Source organism: Halostagnicola kamekurae (assembly GCF_900116205.1).
Lineage (GTDB): Archaea > Halobacteriota > Halobacteria > Halobacteriales > Natrialbaceae > Halostagnicola > Halostagnicola kamekurae.
Genome location: NZ_FOZS01000001.1, coordinates 754,539 through 775,319 on the forward strand (window position 1 = coordinate 754,539; position 20,781 = coordinate 775,319).

General features: G+C 63.4%; 21 protein-coding genes. 13 read left to right on the forward strand and 8 right to left on the reverse strand.

Going from position 1 to position 20,781, the window contains the following annotated elements; genetic code table 11:
• Positions 1-117: 117 nt before the first annotated feature.
• Positions 118-588: an NUDIX hydrolase gene (locus BM348_RS03765; RefSeq protein WP_092902150.1), complete on the reverse strand. Its 471-nt coding sequence runs from the start codon at positions 586-588 to the stop codon at positions 118-120.
• Positions 589-735: 147 nt separating this feature from the next.
• Entirely contained in the window at positions 736-1,722 is a 987-nt protein-coding gene (locus BM348_RS03770; RefSeq protein ID WP_092902152.1) for a bile acid:sodium symporter family protein, read from the reverse strand.
• A 143-nt stretch (positions 1,723-1,865) separates the two neighbouring features.
• Between BM348_RS03770 and BM348_RS03775 the strand changes: the two genes are divergently transcribed.
• Positions 1,866-2,660, forward strand: a complete 795-nt coding sequence (locus tag BM348_RS03775) for an SDR family oxidoreductase (RefSeq protein WP_092902154.1) — start codon at positions 1,866-1,868, stop codon at positions 2,658-2,660.
• A 38-nt stretch (positions 2,661-2,698) separates the two neighbouring features.
• Here BM348_RS03775 and BM348_RS03780 read toward each other — a convergent pair whose 3' ends face one another.
• Positions 2,699-3,778: an aldo/keto reductase gene (locus BM348_RS03780; protein ID WP_092902156.1), complete on the reverse strand. Its 1,080-nt coding sequence runs from the start codon at positions 3,776-3,778 to the stop codon at positions 2,699-2,701.
• Between the two features lie 142 nt (positions 3,779-3,920).
• Here BM348_RS03780 and BM348_RS03785 point away from each other — a divergent pair, with 142 nt between their 5' ends.
• The 3 genes from BM348_RS03785 (at position 3,921) to BM348_RS03795 (ending at position 5,591) form a co-directional block, all read left to right on the forward strand.
• Positions 3,921-4,160 (forward strand): hypothetical protein, encoded by a 240-nt coding sequence (locus BM348_RS03785; RefSeq protein WP_092902158.1) that lies wholly within the window; start codon positions 3,921-3,923, stop codon positions 4,158-4,160.
• A gap of 127 nt (positions 4,161-4,287) precedes the next feature.
• The gene (locus tag BM348_RS03790; RefSeq protein ID WP_092902160.1) at positions 4,288-5,187 is read left to right on the forward strand and encodes an acyltransferase; all 900 of its coding nucleotides are present in this window, start codon (positions 4,288-4,290) and stop codon (positions 5,185-5,187) included.
• 77 nt (positions 5,188-5,264) lie between these two features.
• Entirely contained in the window at positions 5,265-5,591 is a 327-nt protein-coding gene (locus BM348_RS03795; protein WP_092902162.1) for a DUF7577 domain-containing protein, read from the forward strand.
• On the opposite strand, the gene BM348_RS03800 is transcribed toward BM348_RS03795, so the two are convergent.
• Complete coding sequence (locus BM348_RS03800) at positions 5,551-6,330, reverse strand: hypothetical protein (protein WP_092902164.1); 780 nt, start codon at positions 6,328-6,330, stop codon at positions 5,551-5,553. The two genes, BM348_RS03795 and BM348_RS03800, sit on opposite strands and share 41 nt — an antisense overlap.
• A 332-nt stretch (positions 6,331-6,662) precedes the next feature.
• Here BM348_RS03800 and BM348_RS20530 point away from each other — a divergent pair, with 332 nt between their 5' ends.
• Positions 6,663-6,929 carry a hypothetical protein gene (locus BM348_RS20530; RefSeq protein WP_139231134.1) on the forward strand — a complete coding sequence of 89 codons (267 nt, stop codon included), beginning with the start codon at positions 6,663-6,665 and terminating at the stop codon, positions 6,927-6,929.
• A 36-nt stretch (positions 6,930-6,965) separates the two neighbouring features.
• Positions 6,966-7,208 carry a hypothetical protein gene (locus tag BM348_RS03810; protein WP_092902168.1) on the forward strand — a complete coding sequence of 81 codons (243 nt, stop codon included), beginning with the start codon at positions 6,966-6,968 and terminating at the stop codon, positions 7,206-7,208.
• A 5-nt stretch (positions 7,209-7,213) separates the two neighbouring features.
• Here BM348_RS03810 and BM348_RS21095 read toward each other — a convergent pair whose 3' ends face one another.
• Positions 7,214-8,017, reverse strand: a complete 804-nt coding sequence (locus BM348_RS21095; protein WP_092902170.1) for a helix-turn-helix transcriptional regulator — start codon at positions 8,015-8,017, stop codon at positions 7,214-7,216.
• A 62-nt stretch (positions 8,018-8,079) separates the two neighbouring features.
• On the reverse strand, positions 8,080-9,339 hold the full coding sequence (gene prf1 / locus BM348_RS03820; protein WP_092902172.1) for a peptide chain release factor aRF-1: 1,260 nt from the start codon (positions 9,337-9,339) through the stop codon (positions 8,080-8,082).
• Positions 9,340-9,512: 173 nt separating this feature from the next.
• On the opposite strand from prf1, the gene BM348_RS03825 reads away from it, so the two are divergent.
• Entirely contained in the window at positions 9,513-9,923 is a 411-nt protein-coding gene (locus BM348_RS03825) for a DUF7124 domain-containing protein (protein WP_092902174.1), read from the forward strand.
• A gap of 62 nt (positions 9,924-9,985) precedes the next feature.
• Here BM348_RS03825 and BM348_RS03830 read toward each other — a convergent pair whose 3' ends face one another.
• Entirely contained in the window at positions 9,986-10,210 is a 225-nt protein-coding gene (locus BM348_RS03830) for a hypothetical protein (protein WP_092902176.1), read from the reverse strand.
• Between the two features lie 402 nt (positions 10,211-10,612).
• Here BM348_RS03830 and BM348_RS03840 point away from each other — a divergent pair, with 402 nt between their 5' ends.
• From BM348_RS03840 to BM348_RS03860, 5 genes are all read left to right on the forward strand, one after another.
• The gene (locus tag BM348_RS03840) at positions 10,613-11,146 is read left to right on the forward strand and encodes a DUF5815 family protein (protein WP_092902180.1); all 534 of its coding nucleotides are present in this window, start codon (positions 10,613-10,615) and stop codon (positions 11,144-11,146) included.
• 175 nt (positions 11,147-11,321) lie between these two features.
• A complete protein-coding gene (locus tag BM348_RS21100) occupies positions 11,322-11,498 on the forward strand; it encodes a hypothetical protein (RefSeq protein ID WP_175507093.1) in 177 nt (58 codons plus the stop codon).
• A gap of 561 nt (positions 11,499-12,059) precedes the next feature.
• Positions 12,060-12,266 (forward strand): hypothetical protein, encoded by a 207-nt coding sequence (locus BM348_RS03850; protein WP_092902184.1) that lies wholly within the window; start codon positions 12,060-12,062, stop codon positions 12,264-12,266.
• Positions 12,267-12,755: 489 nt separating this feature from the next.
• Complete coding sequence (gene carB / locus BM348_RS03855; RefSeq protein WP_092902186.1) at positions 12,756-15,926, forward strand: carbamoyl-phosphate synthase large subunit; 3,171 nt, start codon at positions 12,756-12,758, stop codon at positions 15,924-15,926.
• An 87-nt stretch (positions 15,927-16,013) separates the two neighbouring features.
• On the forward strand, positions 16,014-17,594 hold the full coding sequence (locus BM348_RS03860; RefSeq protein ID WP_092903593.1) for an acetolactate synthase large subunit: 1,581 nt from the start codon (positions 16,014-16,016) through the stop codon (positions 17,592-17,594).
• A 145-nt stretch (positions 17,595-17,739) separates the two neighbouring features.
• Here BM348_RS03860 and BM348_RS03865 read toward each other — a convergent pair whose 3' ends face one another.
• Positions 17,740-18,000, reverse strand: a complete 261-nt coding sequence (locus tag BM348_RS03865) for a hypothetical protein (protein WP_092902188.1) — start codon at positions 17,998-18,000, stop codon at positions 17,740-17,742.
• Between the two features lie 178 nt (positions 18,001-18,178).
• Between BM348_RS03865 and folP the strand changes: the two genes are divergently transcribed.
• The gene (folP, locus tag BM348_RS03870) at positions 18,179-20,710 is read left to right on the forward strand and encodes a dihydropteroate synthase (RefSeq protein WP_092902190.1); all 2,532 of its coding nucleotides are present in this window, start codon (positions 18,179-18,181) and stop codon (positions 20,708-20,710) included.
• Positions 20,711-20,781: the final 71 nt, after the last annotated feature.

Here is a 20,781-nt window from a genome sequence, read left to right on the forward strand (position 1 = left end):
AACAGCCCCCGTCGCAGTCTCTACCAAGTCACGTCGGCCTCGAGAAGATCTTGGCGCATTCGCGAACGATTCCGTCGCACTCGAGCCGCCTGTTTTCCGGCCGTCTCGAAACCGCCGTCAATCCGACGCCGAAACGATGTCACCTGCGTTCTCGACGGCGGAATCCGCCGAGGGGAGAAGATGCACGTATTCGTCGAGGTCGAGTGCGAACTCGCGGGCAGCGTGCGGATCGATCCAGCGAAACTCGAACTCGGAGCCATGTTCCCCGCCGCCGTCAGTCACCGTGTGCGTCCATCTATCGCGCGGTTCGTGAACGCTCGAGTGAAAGAAGTGGCGCACGTACCGCTTCGGCGGCGACCGTCGTCGCGTCCAGACGTCGGTCGAGAGGTGGCGGGTCGCGCTGAGTGCCCCGAGGCCGCTCTCCTCAACGACCTCCCTGAACAGTGCCTCTCGAGGCGTTTCGCCGGGCTCGAGGGTCCCTTTCGGAATCTGGAGTCCGTCGTGACCCGGCCCCTCGAACACCAGCAACTCGCCCGTGTCGCGAGTGATGTAGGCGCAGGCTTTCTGGACGTACGTGACGTTTTCCATGATATAGACTCACACAACGGCCGGCGTGAAAAGCGTACCCTGAAAGACAATAAGTGTGATTAAGGGGATTTCGGTGTGAAATAGTCGTTCCACCCAGTTTGTGGTGATAGAAATAGGGCTGGATAGTGGCGACGCGACCGCTCCCGATCAGTCTGCGGTCGATGCCGAATCGGCGTCCGCGACCGCCTGATCGGTTCGCCGCGCGAACGCGGTCGCGAGCGCCGGTCCGGAAATATTGTGCCAGACGCTAAACAGCGCCGGGATCAGCGCGGCGACCGGGTCGAAAAACGCCGCCGCGAGCGCGACGGCGAGACCGCTGTTCTGGAGGCCGACCTCGAACGCACAGGCACGTGTTCGGTCCGTGCTCATGCCGGTCAGATAACCGGTACCGTAGCCGGCTCCGAGTCCGAGAGCATTGTGAACGATCACCGCGAGGAAGACGGTGGCGCTCGCGGTGAGGATCTCCTCGACGTTGAGCCCGACGATCGCCGCGACGATGAGGACGATCGTGAGCACGCTGACCGCGGGAAAAATGGAGAGTCCGGCGTTTGCGACCGCCGGTGCGTACCGATCGAGGATGATTCGCAGGAGGAGCCCCGCGACGACCGGAATCAGGACGATCAGTACGATTTCCTCGGCCATCGCGCCGAAGGTGACGGTGATCTCCTCACCCGCGAGCAGAACGATCCAGGCCGGCATGACCAGCGGTGCGGCGAGCGTCGTCACCGACGTGATCGTCACCGAGAGCGCAACGTCGCCGCGGCCGAGGTACGTCATCACGTTCGAGGCCGTTCCGCCCGGTGCGGCGCCGAGCAGAACCAGCCCCACGCCGATGTCTCTCGGAAGGCCGAGAAAGGCGACGAGCAGATAGGCAAATACCGGCATGAATACCCACTGTGCGGCCGCACCAATGAAAACGTCTCGAGGGCGCTCGACGATTCGACGGAAATCCGTGGGCGTAAGCGTGAGCCCCATCCCGAGCATGATGACGCCCAGAAATACCGAAATGTAGTCGCCCAGGGGCGTAAACGTCGATGGAGAGTACAACGCGAGCGCCGAGCCGAGGAGAATCCAGACGACGAAGTACGTGCTCGTAACCGCGCCGATCCGTTCGAGTCGTTTGATCACGCCCATCGATCTATCCACCCCTCGAGTGGCATATACTCCCACCCTCGAGCGATCGAGTATAAACTCCCTGATCACGCGCGACGGCGCTGGTAACTGGAGCGACGGCGAGGAGTACTGCTTTCTTGTTTGCCGCCAATCTTCCACTCAGGATGACCGAATCAGTTCGGACGCTCCTCACCGGCGCGACGGGCTCGCTCGGGCGGGAGTTGCGGCCTCGGTTGCACCGTGCAGGTCACGACGTTCGAGCGACGAGTCGATCGCCGCCGTCGGGAACTGGTGATAACGCCGAGTGGGTTACACTCGATCTGAAAAACGGAACGGGCCTGTCGGAGGCCGTCACGGATATCGATGTCGTCGTTCACGCCGCGTCCGCCCCGCAGGGAGACAGCGAAGCGGTCGACGTTCGCGGGACCGAGCGGCTCCTCGAGGCGGCCGACACCGCCGGCGTTTCGAACTTCGTGTACGTCTCTATCGTCGGCGTCGACGAGATTCCATACTCGTACTACGAGCACAAGCGAGCCGCCGAACGGATCGTCGAACGGTCTCCCGTTCCCGCGACGATCGTCCGTGTCACGCAGTTTCACGAGTTCGTTTTCGGATTACTCGACGGACTCTCGTGGGCGCCGATCTGGCCGCTCCCGACCGATTTCCGGACGCAGCCGATCGAAACCGGCGAGGCAGCCGCGGCGATCGTCGACCGCACGACGCTCGAACCGGCTGGATGGGTACCACCTGTCGGCGGTCCCGAGGTCTGGACCGTCGGCGAACTCGCTCGAGCCTATCGCGACAGTCGATCCGCGTGGCGTCCGATCGTTCCCGTCCCGGTTCCGGGCGCCATTGCCCGCGGCTTCCGGGCCGGCGAGGCGACGTGTCCAGAGCGGACCGTGGGTTCGGTGACGTGGAAGCAGTGGCTCGAGAAGACGAGAATCGATTCAGAACCGTAAGCCGTCTCGGTCGGCTAGTCGGCCCGCAGGGTGGTCGATTAGTCAGCTGCGAGCTTATCGAGCCCGGCCGACTCGATGTCAGCGCCGTCGACGGAGGTTCGAAGCGAGTCCATCCCGTCGTCGCGGTCGATACCGAAGTCGTTCTCGTACAGTTCCTCGACGCGGGCCATCTCCTCGTCGGTGAGTCTCGGCACGTCGCTGGCCGCCGCCCACTCGTCGATATCGGCTTTCGTGCGGAACGTCGGCGTCACGGACGCGACCGGATCGTGGGAGAGCAACCAGGCGATGGCGGCCTGTCCCATCGTTCGCTCGCTCGAGCCGTCCCCAGCGCCGCCACCCGCACGCTCTAAGAACCGCAGCTTCTCGAGTTTCTCCCAGCCGGTCTCGTACCAGGCGTCGGGGCGGAAGCCGCGGTGGTCGCCCTCGCCGAGTTCCGTCTCGGGGGTGACCTGCTCGTTGAGGATGCCCGAGGAGTGGGGGACCCGCGGGATGAGACTCGTCGAGGAGCCGGTTCGCTCGATCGTCTCGAGGAAGTGGTCGCCGACCTCCTGTTCGAGTACGTTCCAGACGAGTTGCACCGAGTCGAACTCCCTTTCGATGGCGAAGTCGCCCTCCGCGAGCCAGCCGATCGAGGGGCCGAGCGCGAGCCCCGTCGCGTCGATCTTGCCTTCCTCCTCGAGTTCGTCGAGCAACTCGAGCACGTCCGGCGTGATCTCGGAGACGTCCGCGTTGTGGAGCTGGAGCAGATCGATCGAGTCCATCTCGAGGCGCTCGAGGCTCTTCTCGACGGCATCCCGGAGGTACTCGGGGTTCATCTGCTTCGGAATCTCGCCGTGGCCGGCCTGGGGATTGTTGTAGAAGTCGTAGCCGACCTTGGTCGCGATCGTGACCTCGTCTCGGACGTCGGACAGCGCTCGTCCCACGATCTCCTCGCTGCGGCCGTGGCCGTAGACGTCGCCCGTATCGACGTAGGTGACGCCCCGGTCGACGGCGTACCGGAGCATCTCGATCGCGTCCTCCTCGGAGCGGTCGCCCCACCAGTCGGTGCCGACGGTCCACGCGCCGAAACCGACCTCGCTGACCTCGAGGCCGGAGTCGCCGAGTTCGCTGTATCGCATACGCACACGTTCGGAGCGAGGGGACTTAGGGTGTACGGAACGTCCCTACCCGGTGGGAATTTCACCGCGGTTCCCCCTACCAGGACTGCTCTCGATTTCGAGACCGAACTGCTTACAGTATGGCTGCGTAAAGAACACGCATATGAATAAAATCCTCCGGCGTCGTGTGGGGCCGCTTCTCGCGTTTATCGTCTTCGTGACGCTAGTGTCCACAATCGTTCTCAGCCTGATCAGTGACGGCCCAGTGCTCGAGTCGATGGAAGTGATCGTCATCGTCTTCGCGGGGCTCATTGGGTTCGTCTTGGTGGTCGGGACTGTTCTACTCGTCGGCGTCGTGTTTGCGTTCGCTATCGCTCGTGTCTCCTCGTTTTTGTTTTCCTGAGTACCACTTCAATCCCTGCTCTGTCCAGTATGTCCCCGAGCGGCCTATAATCGGCCGTATTGTCAGTCGTCCGGCAAGCCGATCGGACAACCGAACCCCTATGACCTCCGCGACAGTATTCGATTCTATGACAAAGCGGCACGTCTCGCTTCCCGAGGAGGCAGAGGCGGGAATGCGGGAGTTCGTAGCGGAGGTCGACGAACGGCTCTCGAGCGACGAAGACACGTGCAGCGTCGTCGAAGACGTGCTGATCGATCTCTCCGGGGATCGAGAGGCCTACGACCGCTGGCAGGCCGGCGGCTCGGTGTCGACGGCAGAGCGCGTCCGATTGCAGAGCTACGACCCGTGTCATACGACCCTCGAGAGCGAGTATTACGCCGAGAAAGACGAGGAGAAGTTCCGCAGGTCCAAACACCTCCAGTGGCTCTGGCGGCAGTTCGACAGCCTTCCGATCGCGGACAACGTCGAGTTCGCGCTCCGATTCCGGCGGATGCTCGCCGACCACCTCTTCGAGGAGTGCGGCGAGAACTGCCGATTCTTCAAGGGGATCTCCTTTACCTACGGCCACAACATCACGATCGGCGACAACACGGTCGTCCACGACGACGCTCACTTGGACGACCGGGGGAAACTCACCATCGGCGATCGCGTCTCCGTTTCCGACGGCGTCCACGTCTACAGCCACGACCACGACGTCGTCGATCAGACCTCAGTTCGAAACTTCCACACGATCATCGAGGACGACGTTCGGCTCACGTACGACTCGATGGTCCGTGCGGGCAACAAGGTCGGGGAGAACGCCATCGTCGGCGCGCGCGGCATCGTCCAACACGACATCCCGGCCCATCACATCGCCGTCGGCATGCCGGCCAAGAGCGTGAAGATCAAACCCGGCTGGGAGTCCGTCGCCATACCGATCGAAGACGCGGGCGTCAACCGACAGGAGCAGCGACACCTCGAGTACGATCTCGACGACAATCTCGAGGTGTTCGACGAGTTCCAGCGCGACCTCGAGCCGCCAAACTGAACGGTTCCCCGAAACTGACTCTCCGGACGGCTGAACGCGGGGAATAGCCAAGTGTGTGGAGTGCGTTATGTTCACACATGGACCCCTGGGGGTGGCTCGTCGGCTACGTGGTCCTGTTCGCCCTGCTTCACCTGCTGTTGTACTACCTGTACGTCCGTCGCGCGGACGACGACCCGTCGTCGTCTCCGTCGTTTTCCGAACCCGACCGCGGCCGACCGCGGACCTCGCCCCAGTCGCCACACGACCACTACGCGCCGCGCCAGGAGTTCGACGACCCCGCGGAACTCGAGGCGACCCTCGAGTTCGACGGCGAAACGATCCAGTGTCCCCACTGCGGGGCTCGCAACGAGTCGGATCAGACGTTCAGTTACTGCTGGAACTGCGTCTCCTCGATCCACCGCTAAGCGAGTCGGACAGCCCGGCCTCGAGCGCGTCGAGGTGGTCCGCACCGACGACGGCGACGACCGAGCCGTCCGTCTGTCGCGCCCGCAATTGCTCGACCATGCATCGTTCGCGCGCGTCGTCGCGATACGCGGTCGGACGCTCGGCCTCGTCTTGCGTCCCGCCGAGCAGCGCCCGGACGCCGGCGACGTGTGCCCGCTCGTGAGCCGCTTGCGTCTCCGGATCGTCCGCGCGCGTACAGGAGTACGACACCGGCTCGTCGGCGGCGACGGTCAGTGACGTCGCATCGGTGACGGTCGCGGCGACTCGGCTGGTCAGCGCGTCTCTGGTCGCGTTCCCGAGACTCGAGAGAACGCGTCTGGCGGTCGACGGCGAGACGCGGTCGGCGACGAGCCGGGCGACGAGCCGGCGGACGAACGGCCAGTTCGGGGCGTCGATACCGACGACCTCGGCGCTCGAGACGGCGTCGATTGCCGCGCTCATCTCGCCGCCGAACCGGGGCGGAGATCGTTCGTCTCGGGCGTACGCGCGATACAGCGGGATCGCGGCCGCGGGCAACTCGAGGGCGAGCGTGTCGGGTTCGACCCGCTCTATGACCGTTCGCACGCGGCCGACGCTCGCCGGGTGGTCGTGGACGGCGCCGAGGAGCACGACTTCGCCGGCTTGGTGACGAATCGAACGACAGAACTGGGCGGTGACTCGCGGGTCGTCGACGACGGTCTCGATCGAAGACGCGGCCATCTGATGACGAATACCACTACGCGAGAGCGATCATAACCGTTTCGTTATCACCGCAAGTAGATCGTTACCCGAACGAACCGTTCTGTTACTCGCGAAAGTCCGCCGTTTCTCGCGTGAAACGATCGGTGGATTCGAATAGCGAGGGTATTACTCCGGATCGGATCGATCGCGTCGACCGGCGCTCGCGACCGACGATCAGGTCTCGAGACCGGATACAGAGGCGATATAGCGCCCGTTCGGGCGTGTTGTGGGAAGTAATGGATCGTGAGCTTCGACAACGGTTTCGCCCGTTTATCCGACTCGAATCCGTTGTCGGAGGCGGATAGCCGGCAGTGAACACGCGTCTGGGCCGCCGATCGGCGATTCGGCGTGGTCAGGCCGATCGTTCGTCGTCGCTTGCCGTTTCCCGACTCGAGATTCGGCCGTCCCTCGAGATCGTCGCGGTCGCCCTTCTGGATCGTCGCCGTCCTCGTGCGACCGTTCACGATCTAGCGGACGAAGGCGCGCCCCTCGGACGAATCGACGAACGCCAGACCCTCGCTCAGACGACGAACGGCAGCCACCTCGGCTGGATCACGCGCGCTCGAGGGCGGCTGTGAGCGCTCGCGCCCGAATCACGCGACACCGGACACACTATGCGGGAGACACTCGAACCGTGGGACACCGGCAAGCGGGTATTGAACGCCGACGGGACCGTAGTCGGGCGTCTCTCCCACGTCGAAAACGGTCGCGGCTACGTCGTACTCGACCCGACCCTCCTCCAGACGATCAAAGCCAAACTCGGCTGGGGGTCGGTCACCGACGACGCACACCCGCTCGATTCGGGGAGCATCGAGAAGGTCACGGACGATGCCGTCCACCTGCGCGGAACGCTGTGACCGGCTCAGTCCGTCGCGCGCTGGTCGAACGCGGAAATCGGCCTCGCGGTCGCTCTGTACCGACGGAAGGCGTCGTGAGCCCACTCGAGCGCCGCCGTCGAATCGTTCCGGATCACGCCCCGGTAGGTCAGGTCGTCGTCGAACGGGACGACGTAGACGACCGACTCGGTCGGCGTCTCGACGATCGAGAGCTCGTAGGGGACCGTCGGCACCGTGTAGACGTCGATCTCCCCCTCGAGCGCGCCGTCTCCCAACAGATCGGCGTGATCCGTCAGCGTCACTCGTGCCAGCGCCTCGGTGACGACGAGTTCGACGTCGAAGGCGTCGTCGATTGCGCGCTCGCGAAACTGCCGTCGGAACGCCGGCGTTCTGTCGGCCGCGGCGATGGCGCGAAGTCGCTCTGCGCGGTCGATCAGCTCGATGATCTCCTCGAACGGTTCGTTCGGCGCGTGTGCCGGGACTTCGAGCAGGGTGGCATCGCGGATCAGGTCCGTTGAGATGGGGGTCTCCGTGGGCAACTCGCGGAGCAGATCGCTCGTCCTCGAGATCGACTCGAACGTCTGCCGACTCCGGCGATGTGCCGTGAGCGCGAGTCGACCGGCGACGGTCAGCCGAAACCCGTCCTCACAGCGTCGTATACAATCGAGCGCCTCGAGTTCCCTGATGGCACGATCGATCGTCGATCGGGAGCAATCGAGGACCGCGATCAACTCGCGTTTTGTCGCCGGCCCGTCGTCGAGGTGCTCGAGCAGCGGCGAACGCTTGGCGACGGTCTGTAAAACGTCGTCTCCGGTACTCGAATGCCCCATCCTCACCTATTCGACGACGAGCGACGAGTAAAAAGTTCCCGATCAGGCAGTCGCGTCGACGCTTAGACGCCGGTACTGTACCGCAAGATGCCCGCAAAGCCGCCGAAGGCGTTGTACAGCTGTTCGCCCTTCTCGAAGTCCGTCGAGATGAACTTCGTCTCGGTCCCGCGCTGTTCGGCGATCTCGATGAGGTGGTCGATCGCGTCCTCGCGGTCGGCGTCGTCGGCCTCGATCGCGGTTCCACACTCAGAACACTCGTGATCCGGCGTGGAATTACGCCGATCGATCACTTCGTAGTCGGTGTTCGAACACTCCGGACAGTCGAAGACGACGACGTCGGAGCGCAAGTCCTCGCTGATCAGCAGCGTCTCGACCGAGCCCATGATGAGGTTGTCGCGGGTCTGCTCGAAGCCGTAGGTCGCCCGCTCGCCCGCGTGGAGTTCCTCGAAAAACTCCTCCATCTCCTGTTTTTCCTTCATGACCTCCGCGTCGGCCAGCGCCTCCTCGGCGTTGTCGACGAGTTCCTTCAGACCGGATTCGTCGGTATAGGAGACGTCGAACTTGCCGATGACGTTGTCCTGAATCTCGTGGTGGAGGTAATCGCCGTCGAGGAACTCGTCTTTCGTCGGCGAGGGGCCGCCGACGAGAATCCCGTCGAGTTCGTGGCGCTTCGGGACGAACAGATCGTTGCCCATTCCCGCGACTTCCTGATAGAAGTTGTCGATGGCCTCGAGGCGCAGTCGGGCGAACCGCTGTGCGGACTGGCCACCCTTTCGCTGCTTGCCGGGCACCAGCGAGGAGGCAGACTTGACCGGCTCGATGCGCTTACCACGCAGCCAGCCGACGTTCGCTTCGCGCCGGTCGAGGACGATCAGCCCGTAGAGGCCGTTGTCCGCCAGCATGTGCTCTAACGGCTCGGTGAGAAAGTCCGAATCGCAGTGATACCGGAAGGATTCGACGGGCTGGGGCGGGCTCTCGAGGACGTTCGTGACCATCTCCGTCTGGCCGCCGCCGGCGTCGACGGCCCCCGAGAACATGACGAGCCCGTTCTCCGGCGGGTACGTATCGTAGTACCGAAGCCGGTCTTTGATCGATGTCAACGCGTCCTGTACGTTGGTGCGGGTCTGCTTCGACTTGATGTTTGCCGCTTCGGAGTGTTCCTGGGTGACGTGTGCGACGACGTCACTGATCTGGCGATCGTCGGGAACGTAGATGGTCACGAGTTGCGTTCCCGACCCCTCGTAGTCCTTGAGATCCTCGATAACCTTCCGGAATTCGTACTTCTTCCGGTCGGATTGCTCCTGCTCGCCCTCCTGACTCATTGTTTGTCCACTAGCGGACCTGCGGGTAAGTATTTGTTGACCTGCCGAGCGCGTGCACAACGGGCGTTTCAGGCCGTCTTCCGGCGGACTATCCGCCCCCAGTCCGTCGCTGTTCGAGTGATTTCTATGTTGGTATCGAAGCCGTTTTGGCTCGCGCACCCCTGGGTCCCTGCATGAACGGCGATAGCGACATGACTCTGGCGTTCGAACTCGAGGCGTTGAAGGAAGTCGCCTCCCCCGAATCCGTCTTCGAGGACGCCCGGAGTTGGACCACCTACATCGGCGTCGTCTCCGAGAAACCGACCTACGTCGTGACGAACTTCACGCGGAAAAATCGCGTGCGCCAGGACTTCTTCTCCGGCCCGCGTGGCGTTGACGAGAGCCTCGAGGGCGTCAAAGACCAGTTCGACACCGATCGGTACGTCTTCATCGGAACGACCGACGACGACGAAGCCCGCGCCGACGAGCTCGGCTGGGAGTACCTCGACATCGAGGACGCCGCCGAGGCCGCTGACTGGACGATGGGGTCGGAGACGACGCCCGAGGAAATCGAGCCGGATACGTCTCGAGACGACTGGCCCTGAGAGTCTCGAGTGATTCTATTCCCCTCGAGACCTCCGGTGTAAACTGATCGCATCGGACAACATCACACCTCGTCTTTCTCGTCTGCCTGCAGTTCGCTGACCTGCTTCTCTAATTCGTGACGCCGGTAAAACTGCTCACCCATCGCAAATCCGATTACTAACCCGAATGCGGCTCCTATCATATTGTAAATCAACCCGAATTCGGCCCCTAGGACATTGAAAAGGGAAAATCCGATACCCATGCAAATGATTCCAGGAATGAGAATCGAACTGGCTTTCGACGTCATATCTCCATTTTAATTGTTCATACATTTACAATTTTCACCGATGTCGAATACGAAGCAGGAGTATCAGACCCGCTACTGGAAGTAGGGTGGCAAGCAAAACCACTCCGAGAGTTAGCAATTCCAGAGGGAGAAAAAAGATAATCATTAGTACGATGTTACTAATCAAAAGCGCGATTATCAGATTGAGGCGGAAGATGACTGGGTTCCCGTTCATGATCTCGTGTTCTCACCTACTCTCAAATATATGTCTTGTGTGTTTATTACTTGGCCTATATTGATCGCAAAGGATTCCAAATCGGTCGGTCTCTGTTCATTTTGCGCGATCACGCCCTCGAGCTAAACTCATCACCGCTCTCGCCTCGAGGCGTCGCGCTTATCCCCGCGCCGGCCGAACGTGGCACAATGGCTACACCCCGCGTTCCGGGTGACGACGTCGGCAGTTTCGAGCTACCCTGCGGCACCGAGATCGACCCACGCGACATCGACCTGGGGATGCGCGAGTACAGTTGTTCCTGCGGCGAGACCCACGCCGTCGTGACGGACGCCCATCCCCCGTCGCGATTTTTCCCCGAGTCGTTCGTCACGGTGCTCGAGGAGACCATCGAGACCGAAGACGAGTTCGACAGCTTCGGCACGCCGCACTTGCTCGGTGTGACAATGGAGGAGTTCCCAGAGCAGGTCGCCTCCTACGACGCGGCCGACGACGGCAGCGTCGGCTACACGCTCGTCTGGGTCACGGGGTTCGACTCGAGACGGCTGCACGAGATCGTCGTCGAACTGGTCATCGAACTCATGGAGCACGCGATGAGCCACGCCGGCGACGATCAGGCGGTTTCGCAGTTCGAACGACAGATGCTCGAGTTCGACGTCGAGGCGTTCGTCGAGGAGTATCGGCAGGCTCGAGAGTTCGAGACCGAGCACGACCAGGCGCTGTGAGTTCGAGGGGCGCTGTTGGGGCCTCGTCGCCCGAAGCACGTGTCAGTGCGGTCGCGTACCTCCGTCGGGGAGCTACATGCTGGCGGTATCTGCGAGTCGTCTGTTCGAACCCCGCCTGGATGTCTCCCGAAGTGTGAAAAAAGTATTATATCGAGGCAGCCTCAAGTAAATCGTAATGACCGAATCCGGTGAGTGTGACGCCGCTCCGTCTAGCACCGAACAGGATCCGGCGCGGTTCGTCTACCCCGTCGGTGTCCTCGGATCGCTCCTCCTTCTCGCGAGCGGTAACATTCTGCTCTTCGTTGCCGGTATCGCGCTCACACTAGCCGTGGCAAAGCAAGTCGCGGAATAGCTAGTTTTCATCAGCCAGTTCGCGTGGTGCATTGGTGTGGGACGAACTCGAGTCTGATCGCAGAGATGGTGCGAAGCCGCGAACTCGAGTACACCACAAACGCTGGCAACGTGGATTTCCGGCTCTGTTGAAATCCTCTTCTTCAGAGGAATTTGAATGTGAAACACACACTATGGATATGAGCTTACCAGCACAGTCGGTTAGTCCGAAGTGACATATATCGAAACGACCTACGGCAATTTATGTCGACCAATGGAATTGATTCTAGCGGGGGCCTGTATGCCCGACTACCGCGGAGTGTGAAACTCGGCGTTGCACTGTTAGGTGTAGTGTACGCTGTGGCGATACTGACCGACAGTATCAACGACCCGATTCCAAATGATGTCTGGGCAATCGTCTGGTTCGCGGTGGCTGTTGGCCTGCTCGTACGTGCGGTTCGTCTGCACAGACAGTCGTGATAGATTCACGCTCTGTACTGAACGGCAACTACAGATGCTTCTTGTCTGCTTCAGTGGTTCTACAAGCAGCAGTTCTATTTATCATCAATGCGTTATATGAGACGTGACTGACATTGGTAACCCGTTTGGGTTCGACGTTGCAACAGTTCTCACCGGGTCGGGGCTGACACTCTTGGTATCTGCGGGGATAATGAGATATGGCGGTCAATTCGAGTATACCACAGGAGAGCTCTATGGGATCAGCGGTGGTGTGTTTATCATACTCGGTGTTCTCTATGGACTCCTCCTCATCGTCAGTGGATACCGTTGAGTGCCCAAGCGAACACGTAACACTCTGTGACGACCGATCTTTCTATTCCTGTACTTACCGATCCCTCTCGAAATTTGTTAGCCGCTGATGGTTTCCACAGAGCCGATTTCCACACTCTCCCCAGCCGATTCCCTCGCTCACAGGCTCACGGTGGCTCGAGAGGCCGCCGACTTTCGTCATCAAGTGAACGTATCCCGTTCGCGGGCATCGCGAATCTCCGATCCACTCAGTCACGAAACGGCAGACCGTTTCGAATGACTTCGCCGTTCGCTGTTCCGCGACGCTTCTCGTTGGTCTCCGTGATAGAGGACCTCGCACACCCCTCCGCACAGTTCATTGTTCGCTTACCGTGCGTGAGCGCCGCCCGTTACTCGAGTGCGTTCGAGCGCGGTCGAAATCGAGCGAGTTCGAAATTCGAAATTCGATTTCGAGAATCGTACTGTTTCGTGGGGCTTATTACGATGTGCGAATTTTGGATGAACAAGACCAATGAGCACGAACACTGACGGCGACACGGGGGACGGGCGCAAAATCCTCTTGATCGGGAGCGGCCCGATCCAGATCGGACAGGCAGCCGAGTTCGACTACTCGGGCGCGCAGGCCTGCCGGGCGCTGCAAGAAGAGGGCGCGGAGGTCGTTCTCGTCAACTCCAATCCGGCGACGATCATGACCGACCCGGAGATGGCGGACGAGGTCTACATCGAGCCGATCACGACCGACGCCATCGCCGAGATCATCGAAACGGAAAAGCCCGACGGCGTGATCGCCGGACTCGGCGGCCAGACCGGGCTCAACGTCACCGCCGAACTCGCCGAGGAGGGCGTGCTCGAGGAACACGACGTCGAGATCATGGGGACGCCGCTGGATACGATCTATGCGACGGAGGACCGCGATCTGTTCCGCCAGCGCATGGAGAAGATCGGCCAGCCGGTTCCGGCCTCGACGACCATCTCGCTCGACGAGGGCGAGTCGGTCTCCGAACTGACCGAGGCCGACCTGAAAGATCGCGTCCAGGCGGCCGTCGACGAGGTCGGCGGCCTCCCCGTTATCGCGCGAACCACCTACACGCTCGGGGGGTCGGGATCGGGCGTCGTTCACGAGTTCGACGAACTCCTCGCTCGCGTTCGCAAGGGGCTTCGCCTCTCCCGCAATAGCGAGGTGTTGATCACCGAGTCCATCTCCGGCTGGGTCGAGTACGAGTACGAGGTCATGCGCGACGCCGATGACTCGTGTATCATCATCTGCAACATGGAGAACATCGACCCGATGGGCATCCACACTGGGGAGTCGACGGTCGTCACGCCCTCCCAGATCGTCCCCGACGAGGGTCACCAGGAGATGCGCACCGCCGCGCTCGACGTGATCCGCGAACTCGGGATTCAGGGCGGCTGTAACATCCAGTTCGCCTGGCACGACGACGGCACGCCCGGCGGCGAGTACCGCGTCGTCGAGGTCAACCCGCGCGTCTCTCGCTCCTCCGCGCTCGCCTCGAAGGCGACGGGATACCCGATCGCCCGCGTGACCGCGAAGGTCGCGCTCGGCAAGCGCCTCCACGAGATCGAAAACGAGATCACCGGCGAGACGACCGCCGCGTTCGAACCGGCGATCGACTACGTCGTCACCAAGGTCCCGCGCTGGCCCAAGGACAAGTTCGACGACGTCGACTTCGAACTGACGACCGCGATGAAGTCGACCGGCGAGGCGATGGCCATCGGCCGGACCTTCGAGGAGTCGCTGCTGAAGGCGCTGCGATCCTCGGAGTACGAACCCGACGTCGACTGGGAGGACGTAAGCGACGAGGAACTCGAGGATCACTACCTAGAGCGCCCGTCGCCCGACCGCCCGTACGCGATGTTCGAGGCCTTCGAGCGCGGCTACACGACCGAGGAGGTCGTCGAGCTCACTGGGATCTTCGAGTGGTACACCGAACGCTACTCCCGTATCGCCGAATCGATGCGCGCCGCACAGGACGGCGACTTCACCGAGGCCGCCATCGCGGGCCACACCAATACCTCGATCGCCGCGACGACGGGCTCGACGGTCGACACCGTCGAGACCGACGTGCCCGGCCGCACCTACAAGCAGGTCGACACCTGCGCCGGCGAGTTCGAGGCCGAGACGCCGTACTACTACTCGGCGCGCAAGTCCGAGTTCGACAAGGGGCCGCTCGTCGGCGACGCCGCCGCGGGCGAACTCGAGGTCGACCGCGACGTCGAGAGCATCATCGTCGTCGGCGGCGGCCCGATCCGCATCGGGCAGGGCGTCGAGTTCGACTACTGTTCGGTCCACGCGGTTCGCGCGCTCCGCGAGCTCGGCATCGACGCGCACGTCGTCAACAACAACCCCGAAACCGTCTCGACGGACTACGACACCTCAGACGGCCTCTTCTTCGAGCCGATCACGGCCGAGGAGGTCGCCGACGTGGCCGAAGCGGCCGACGCCGACGGCGTCATGATCCAGTTCGGCGGCCAGACCTCGGTCAACATCGGCGAACCGCTCCACGACGAGATCGAGCGCCGCGGCCTCGATTGTGACGTGATGGGAACCAGCGTCGAGGCGATGGACCTCGCGGAGGACCGGGACCGCTTCAACGCGCTGATGGACGAGATGGGCGTCGCCCAGCCCGACGGCGGGACGGCCACCTCGAAGGAAGAAGCCCTCGAGCTTGCCCACGACATCGGCTACCCCGTCCTCGTCCGCCCGAGCTACGTGCTCGGCGGCCGCGCGATGGACGTCGTCTACGACGACGACGAACTCGAGGAGTACATCGAGGAGGCGGTTCGCGTCGCGCCGGACAAACCGATCCTCGTCGACGAGTTCTTAGAGGACGCGGTCGAACTCGACGTGGACGCCGTCTCCGACGGCCGCTCGGTGCTCATCGGCGGCATCATGGAACACGTCGAGAGCGCGGGCGTCCACTCGGGCGACTCCGCCTGTATGATCCCGCCGCGCTCGCTCGAGGAAGACACTCTAGAGCGCGTCCGCGAGGTGACCGAAGACATCGCGACGGCGCTCAAGACCCGCGGCCTGATGAACGTCCAGCTTGCCGTCCAAGACGGCGAGGTGTACGTGCTCGAGGCCAATCCGCGTTCCTCGCGCACCGTGCCGTTCGTCTCGAAGGCGACGGGCGTTCCGATCGCGAAGCTCGCGGCGAAGGTAATGGCCGGGGAGACCCTAGAGAGTCTGGGCGTCGAAGAGCAGATCCCCGAACACACCTCGATCAAGGAGGTCGTCCTGCCGTTCGACCGCCTGCCGGGATCGGACCCCCGTCTCGGTCCGGAGATGAAATCGACCGGCGAAGTGATGGGAACCGCGGCGGAGTTCGGCACGGCCTACTGGAAGGCCCAGGAGGCGGCCCACAACGCCGTCAGCGAGGGCACCGCGGTCGTCGACTTCGAGGTCGACGGCTTCGAGGACCACTTCGAAATCGCCGAGTTCGACGACGTTCCACAGGCCATCCGCGAAGGGAAGGTCGACTTCGTGGTCAGTCGCGACCGCGATTCGCTCGAGATGGCCGTCGAAGAGGAGATCCCGTACCTCTCGACGGAAGCCAGCGCGAAGGCCTACGTCGAGGGACTCGAGTCGGCGGGCGGCGACCTCGAGGTCGAGACGGTCTCCGACCGACCGAGACGCGCCGCTCGCTGGGGAGCCGACGAGTAACCGACCGTTTCCCCCTTCGCCCTTTCTCGCGTTCGTCGTGGCGCTGCAGGCTGTAGACTAATACGCTGAGAGCCCGGAGCGATGACCATGCCGACAGCATCCGATCTGCTCGTCACCTGCCTCGAGGCCGAGGGGGTCGACCGCGTGTTCGGTCTGCCGGGCGAAGAAATCGAGGACCTGCTGTTCTCGCTCCGAGATTCCGAGATCGATTTCGTTCCGACGCGCCACGAGCAGGGCGCGGCGTTTATGGCCGACGTTCACGGTCGGTTGACCGGCGAGGCCGGCGTCTGTTTGTCGACGCTCGGCCCCGGCGCGACGAACCTCATCACCGGCGTCGCCGACGCGCAACTGGACAAGAGCCCCGTCGTCGCGATCACTGGCCAGGGGGACCGCGAGCGGTTACACAAGGAGAGTCATCAGGCCCTCGACGTGGTCGACGTGTTCGAGCCGATCGTCACCTGGAATACGCAGGTCGCGGATCCCGAAACCGTCCCGGAGTCGGTGCGCAAAGCGTTCAAACTCGCGGAGTACGAGAAACCGGGCGCGACCCACCTCGAGTTTCCGGAAGACGTCGCCCGCGAAGAGATCGAATCCGCGCCGATCTCGAGTCGCGAACGAGTTCGGCGTCCGGACCCCGATGACGACTCGGTCGAACGGGCCGCGGCGCTGATCGAATCCGCAGCGCGCCCGATCGTCCTCGCCGGCAACGGAGCGGTTCGAACGCGTAGCTCCGACAGCATCCGCGCGCTCGTCGATCGACTCGGGATTCCCGTCGTCGCGACGTACATGGGGAAGGGCGCGCTTTCCGACCGGCACGCCGCGTCGCTGATGACGCTCGATTCGGGGCCGAACGGCGAAGCCGCGACGGCCATCGAGCAGGCCGATTGCGTGGTCGCGGTCGGGTACGATATCGCCGAGCACGACCCCGCCGGCTGGAATCCGGATCTCGAGAAGTCGATCGTTCACATCGATATCGAGCCCGCGGAGGTGTATCGTCACTACGCGCCCGACGTGGAGATCGTCGCCGACACCGGTGCGTCGCTCGCCGCGATCGCGGATCGAGTCGCCGCCGACGCGTGTTCGCTGTGGTGTGAAGACGACCACGATCGCATCCTCGAGGCGGCGACGGCGAAACCGACCGACGACGATCCGATCACCGTCGAAAACGTCATCCCGTTGTTGCGCGAGGCGATGGCCGACGCGGACGTGCTCGTCTCCGACGTCGGCACGCACAAGATGAAAATCGCCCGGGGGTTCCCGACCTACGAACCGAACACCTGCATCGTTTCGAACGGGCTGGCGAGCATGGGAATCGCGGTTCCGGGAGCGCTCGCCGCCGACTTCGCGGTCGACGCGAACGTCGTCGCCGGCACCGGCGACGGCGGCTTCCTCATGAACGCCGCGGAACTCGAGACGGCGACCCGACTCGAGTGTTCGTTCACGGTTGTCGTGTTCGTCGACGACGATTACGGGTTGATCTCCGCCCAGCAACGGGCGACACGCGGCGAGCACTTCGGGACGACGCTCACGAATCCGGACTTCGTCGCGTTCGCAGAATCGTTCGGAATCGACGCCTCCCGTCCCGAGACGTGGGACGAAATCGAACGCGCGTTCGACGAGGCGATTCCGTCCGACGAACTCGAGCTACTGGCGATCCAACTCGATTGATACGTCTCGACGACGGGCGAACGGATCCATGGATACGCCCCGGATCGGCGATCCACCGAACTCTCTCGGAGTAACGAATATGTCGGTCTAACGCCCGCTGTCGATCCAGCAACCCCCTATCGATCCGTTCCGCTCCCCGATTCGATTACGTGGCGTATTCGCCCGGATCGACCGCCTCGCCGTCGATTTCGACATCCGTGCTACCGCCGGTGACGGTGATGTCCGTGACTTCGCCGGAGAACTGAAACTCGAGGTGGTCGGAGTCAACGGCCCCCTCGACGGTCGTTCCCGACGCGATGATCGCGTCCTCGAAGGAGTCCCCGGTGGTCGGTTCGATCGTTCCATCCACGGTGATTTCGAAGTTAGACGGCGTTTCGGATCCGCCAATCGTGAGTAACTGCGTCATACACGGGACAGATTCGAACACCAGATCATAAGTTTTCCCTCTCAGGTAACGGTAAGAAAGTCCGAACGTCGGTCGAACCTGACCATCAATCGATCCGAAACGGCTCGTTCGACGACACGTAGTGTCGTGGCAAATGCCGTTGCGCAACCCTAAAGCGGACGGACTCTGTGGATCAGATATGGAGTATCACGAGGCAGCGGATTTCCTCTTTGGTCTGCGGCGGTTCCGTCCGAAACCGGGGACGGAGTCGACGGCCGACCTCCTGGCCCACCTCGAGAACCCGCACAAGGGCGTCGATTTCGTGCAGGTCGCGGGCTCGAACGGCAAGGGGTCGACCGCGCGGATGTTAGAGCGGACGCTTCGCGAAGCCGGTCTCTCCGTCGGACTCTACACCTCGCCACACCTCGAGGACCTGCGCGAACGGGTCCGAGTCGACGGCCGGAAAATCCCCCGAAGTGCAGTGCGTTCGTTCGTCGAAGCGAGTCGCCCCTACGTTACCAGTCGGGGTGCCGAGGGCGAATCCCCGACGTTTTTCGAGGCGATGACCGGGCTCGCGCTCTGGTATTTCGGTCGCGAAAACGTCGATATCGCGATTCTCGAGGTCGGCATCGGCGGCAAGTTCGACGCGACGAGCGTCGTCGATCCGGTCGCGAGCGCGGTGACCAGCGTCAGCCTCGAGCACACCGGCATCATCGGCGAGACGAAAGCGGAGATCGCCCGCGACAAGGCCCACGTCGCCCCCGCGGACGCGCCGCTCGTGACGGGCGTCACCGACGAGACGCTCGAGTCTATCCGCGCGGTCGCGGGTGACGTGCTGACGGTCGGCCACGACGGCGAGACGGTCGAGTACGGGGCGAGTGACCGTCAGACGGGCGACCGATCGTCGTCCGCGGTCCGACCCGACGTTCGAGTCACCTACGACGGTCGGGCGAACCACATCGAAGCCGACATCGAACTCGTCGGCGACGGCTGGGCCCTCGAGACGCGGATTCCGCTGCCGGGCGAACACCAGGCCGAAAACGCGGGTATCGCGGCGGCGCTCGCCCGACAGGTCGCGGACGTGACCGACGCCGAGATTGCACGCGGCTTGCGAAACGCCCACTGGCCCGGCCGGTTCGAGGTGCTCGACACCGACCCGCTGATCGTCCTCGACGGCGCGCACAACCCCGGCGCGTGCGAGCGGGTCGCCGAAACCCTCTCGACGTACGAGTACGACGACCTCCACCTCGTGTTCGGCGCGATGCACGACAAGGATCACCGCGAGATGGCTGCCGCGCTGCCGACGCCCGACTCGGTCGTTACCTGCGAACCGACGGTCGACCGCGCCGAAGACCGTGCGGTCCTCGCGGAGGTGTTCGCCGACGCCGGCGTCGACCCCGACGACGTTCACACGGACTCGGCCGTGCAGGACGCCCTCTCGAGCGCGCTCGAGCGGGCGGACGACGGCGACGCGGTCGTCGTCACCGGGTCGCTCTTCGCGGTCGCCGAAGCCCGGTCCCGGTGGACCTCGGCGGACGTGCCGAAGCGAATCCGGTCGCTCGAGGACGCCCGCGAGACGCTCGAGGGGGCCGACGTCACCGAAAAGGGCGTCTACCGGATGCGCGGCAAGGCCGTCCACCGCGTCGTCAAGACGAACCTGCAGTACAGACAGGCTTCCTACCTGAAACAGGAGCTTCTGAGCCTCGGCGGCGAGTGTGCCCTCTCGGGACTCCAGCGCGAGGACGAGCGAACCGACGCCGTCCTGATGGGGACGCTTTCCCAGTTCAAGCGCCTGACCGACAAACTCGAGGCCCAGCCCTACGGGTTGGCCGAGGTGGCACGCGAACTGCGCGAGACGCTCGACATCGGCGGGTCCGAGCCCGATAGCGAGTACCCGTGGCAGGACCGAACGGCGGTGATGGGCATCCTGAACGTGACGCCCGATAGCTTCCACGACGGCGGCGAGTACGGCACTCTCGAGGACGCGGTGGCCCGCGCCGAGTCGATGATCGAGGCCGGCGTCGACGTGATCGACATCGGCGGCGAGTCCACCCGCCCCGGTGCCGACCCGGTCTCGCTCGAGGAGGAGATCGACCGCGTCGTCCCCGTCGTCGAACGACTCGAGGAGCGCTCGCTCGCCGAGGACGTGCTCATTTCCATCGATACGCGAAAAGCGGCCGTCGCCGAGGCCGCCCTCGAGGCCGGCGCGGACATCCTGAACGACGTCTCGGGACTCGAGGACCCCGAAATGCGGTTCGTCGCCGCCGAGTACGACGCGCCGCTGATCGTGATGCACAGCATCGACGCGCCCGTCGTTCCGGACCGAGACGTCGACTACGACGACGTCGTCGAGGACGTGATCGACGAACTCGCGGAACTCGTGTTGCTCGCCGAGAAAGCGGGTCTCGACCGCGAACAGATCATCGTCGATCCGGGGCTCGGCTTCGGCAAGTCGCCTCGAGACGGCTTCGAGATTCTGCGCCGAACGGACGAGTTTCGGGCGCTCGGCTCGCCGGTCCTCATCGGTCACTCCCACAAGTCGATGTTCGACCCGATCGCTGACGAGTCCGGTGATCGGTTCGTTCCGACCGTCGCGGCGAGCGCGCTCGCGGCCGATCGGGGTGCCGATATCGTTCGCGTCCACGACGTGCCCGAAACCGTCGCCGCGGTGAAGACCGCGCTCGCCACGGCGAACCCGGATCGCGTGGTCGAGGACGACCTCGAGTGGTAGCCCGTAGTCACCTGCCGGCCCACCTTTCAACCATCTCGAGCGAGTAGCCCCCTCGATGCGGGCTCTCCCCG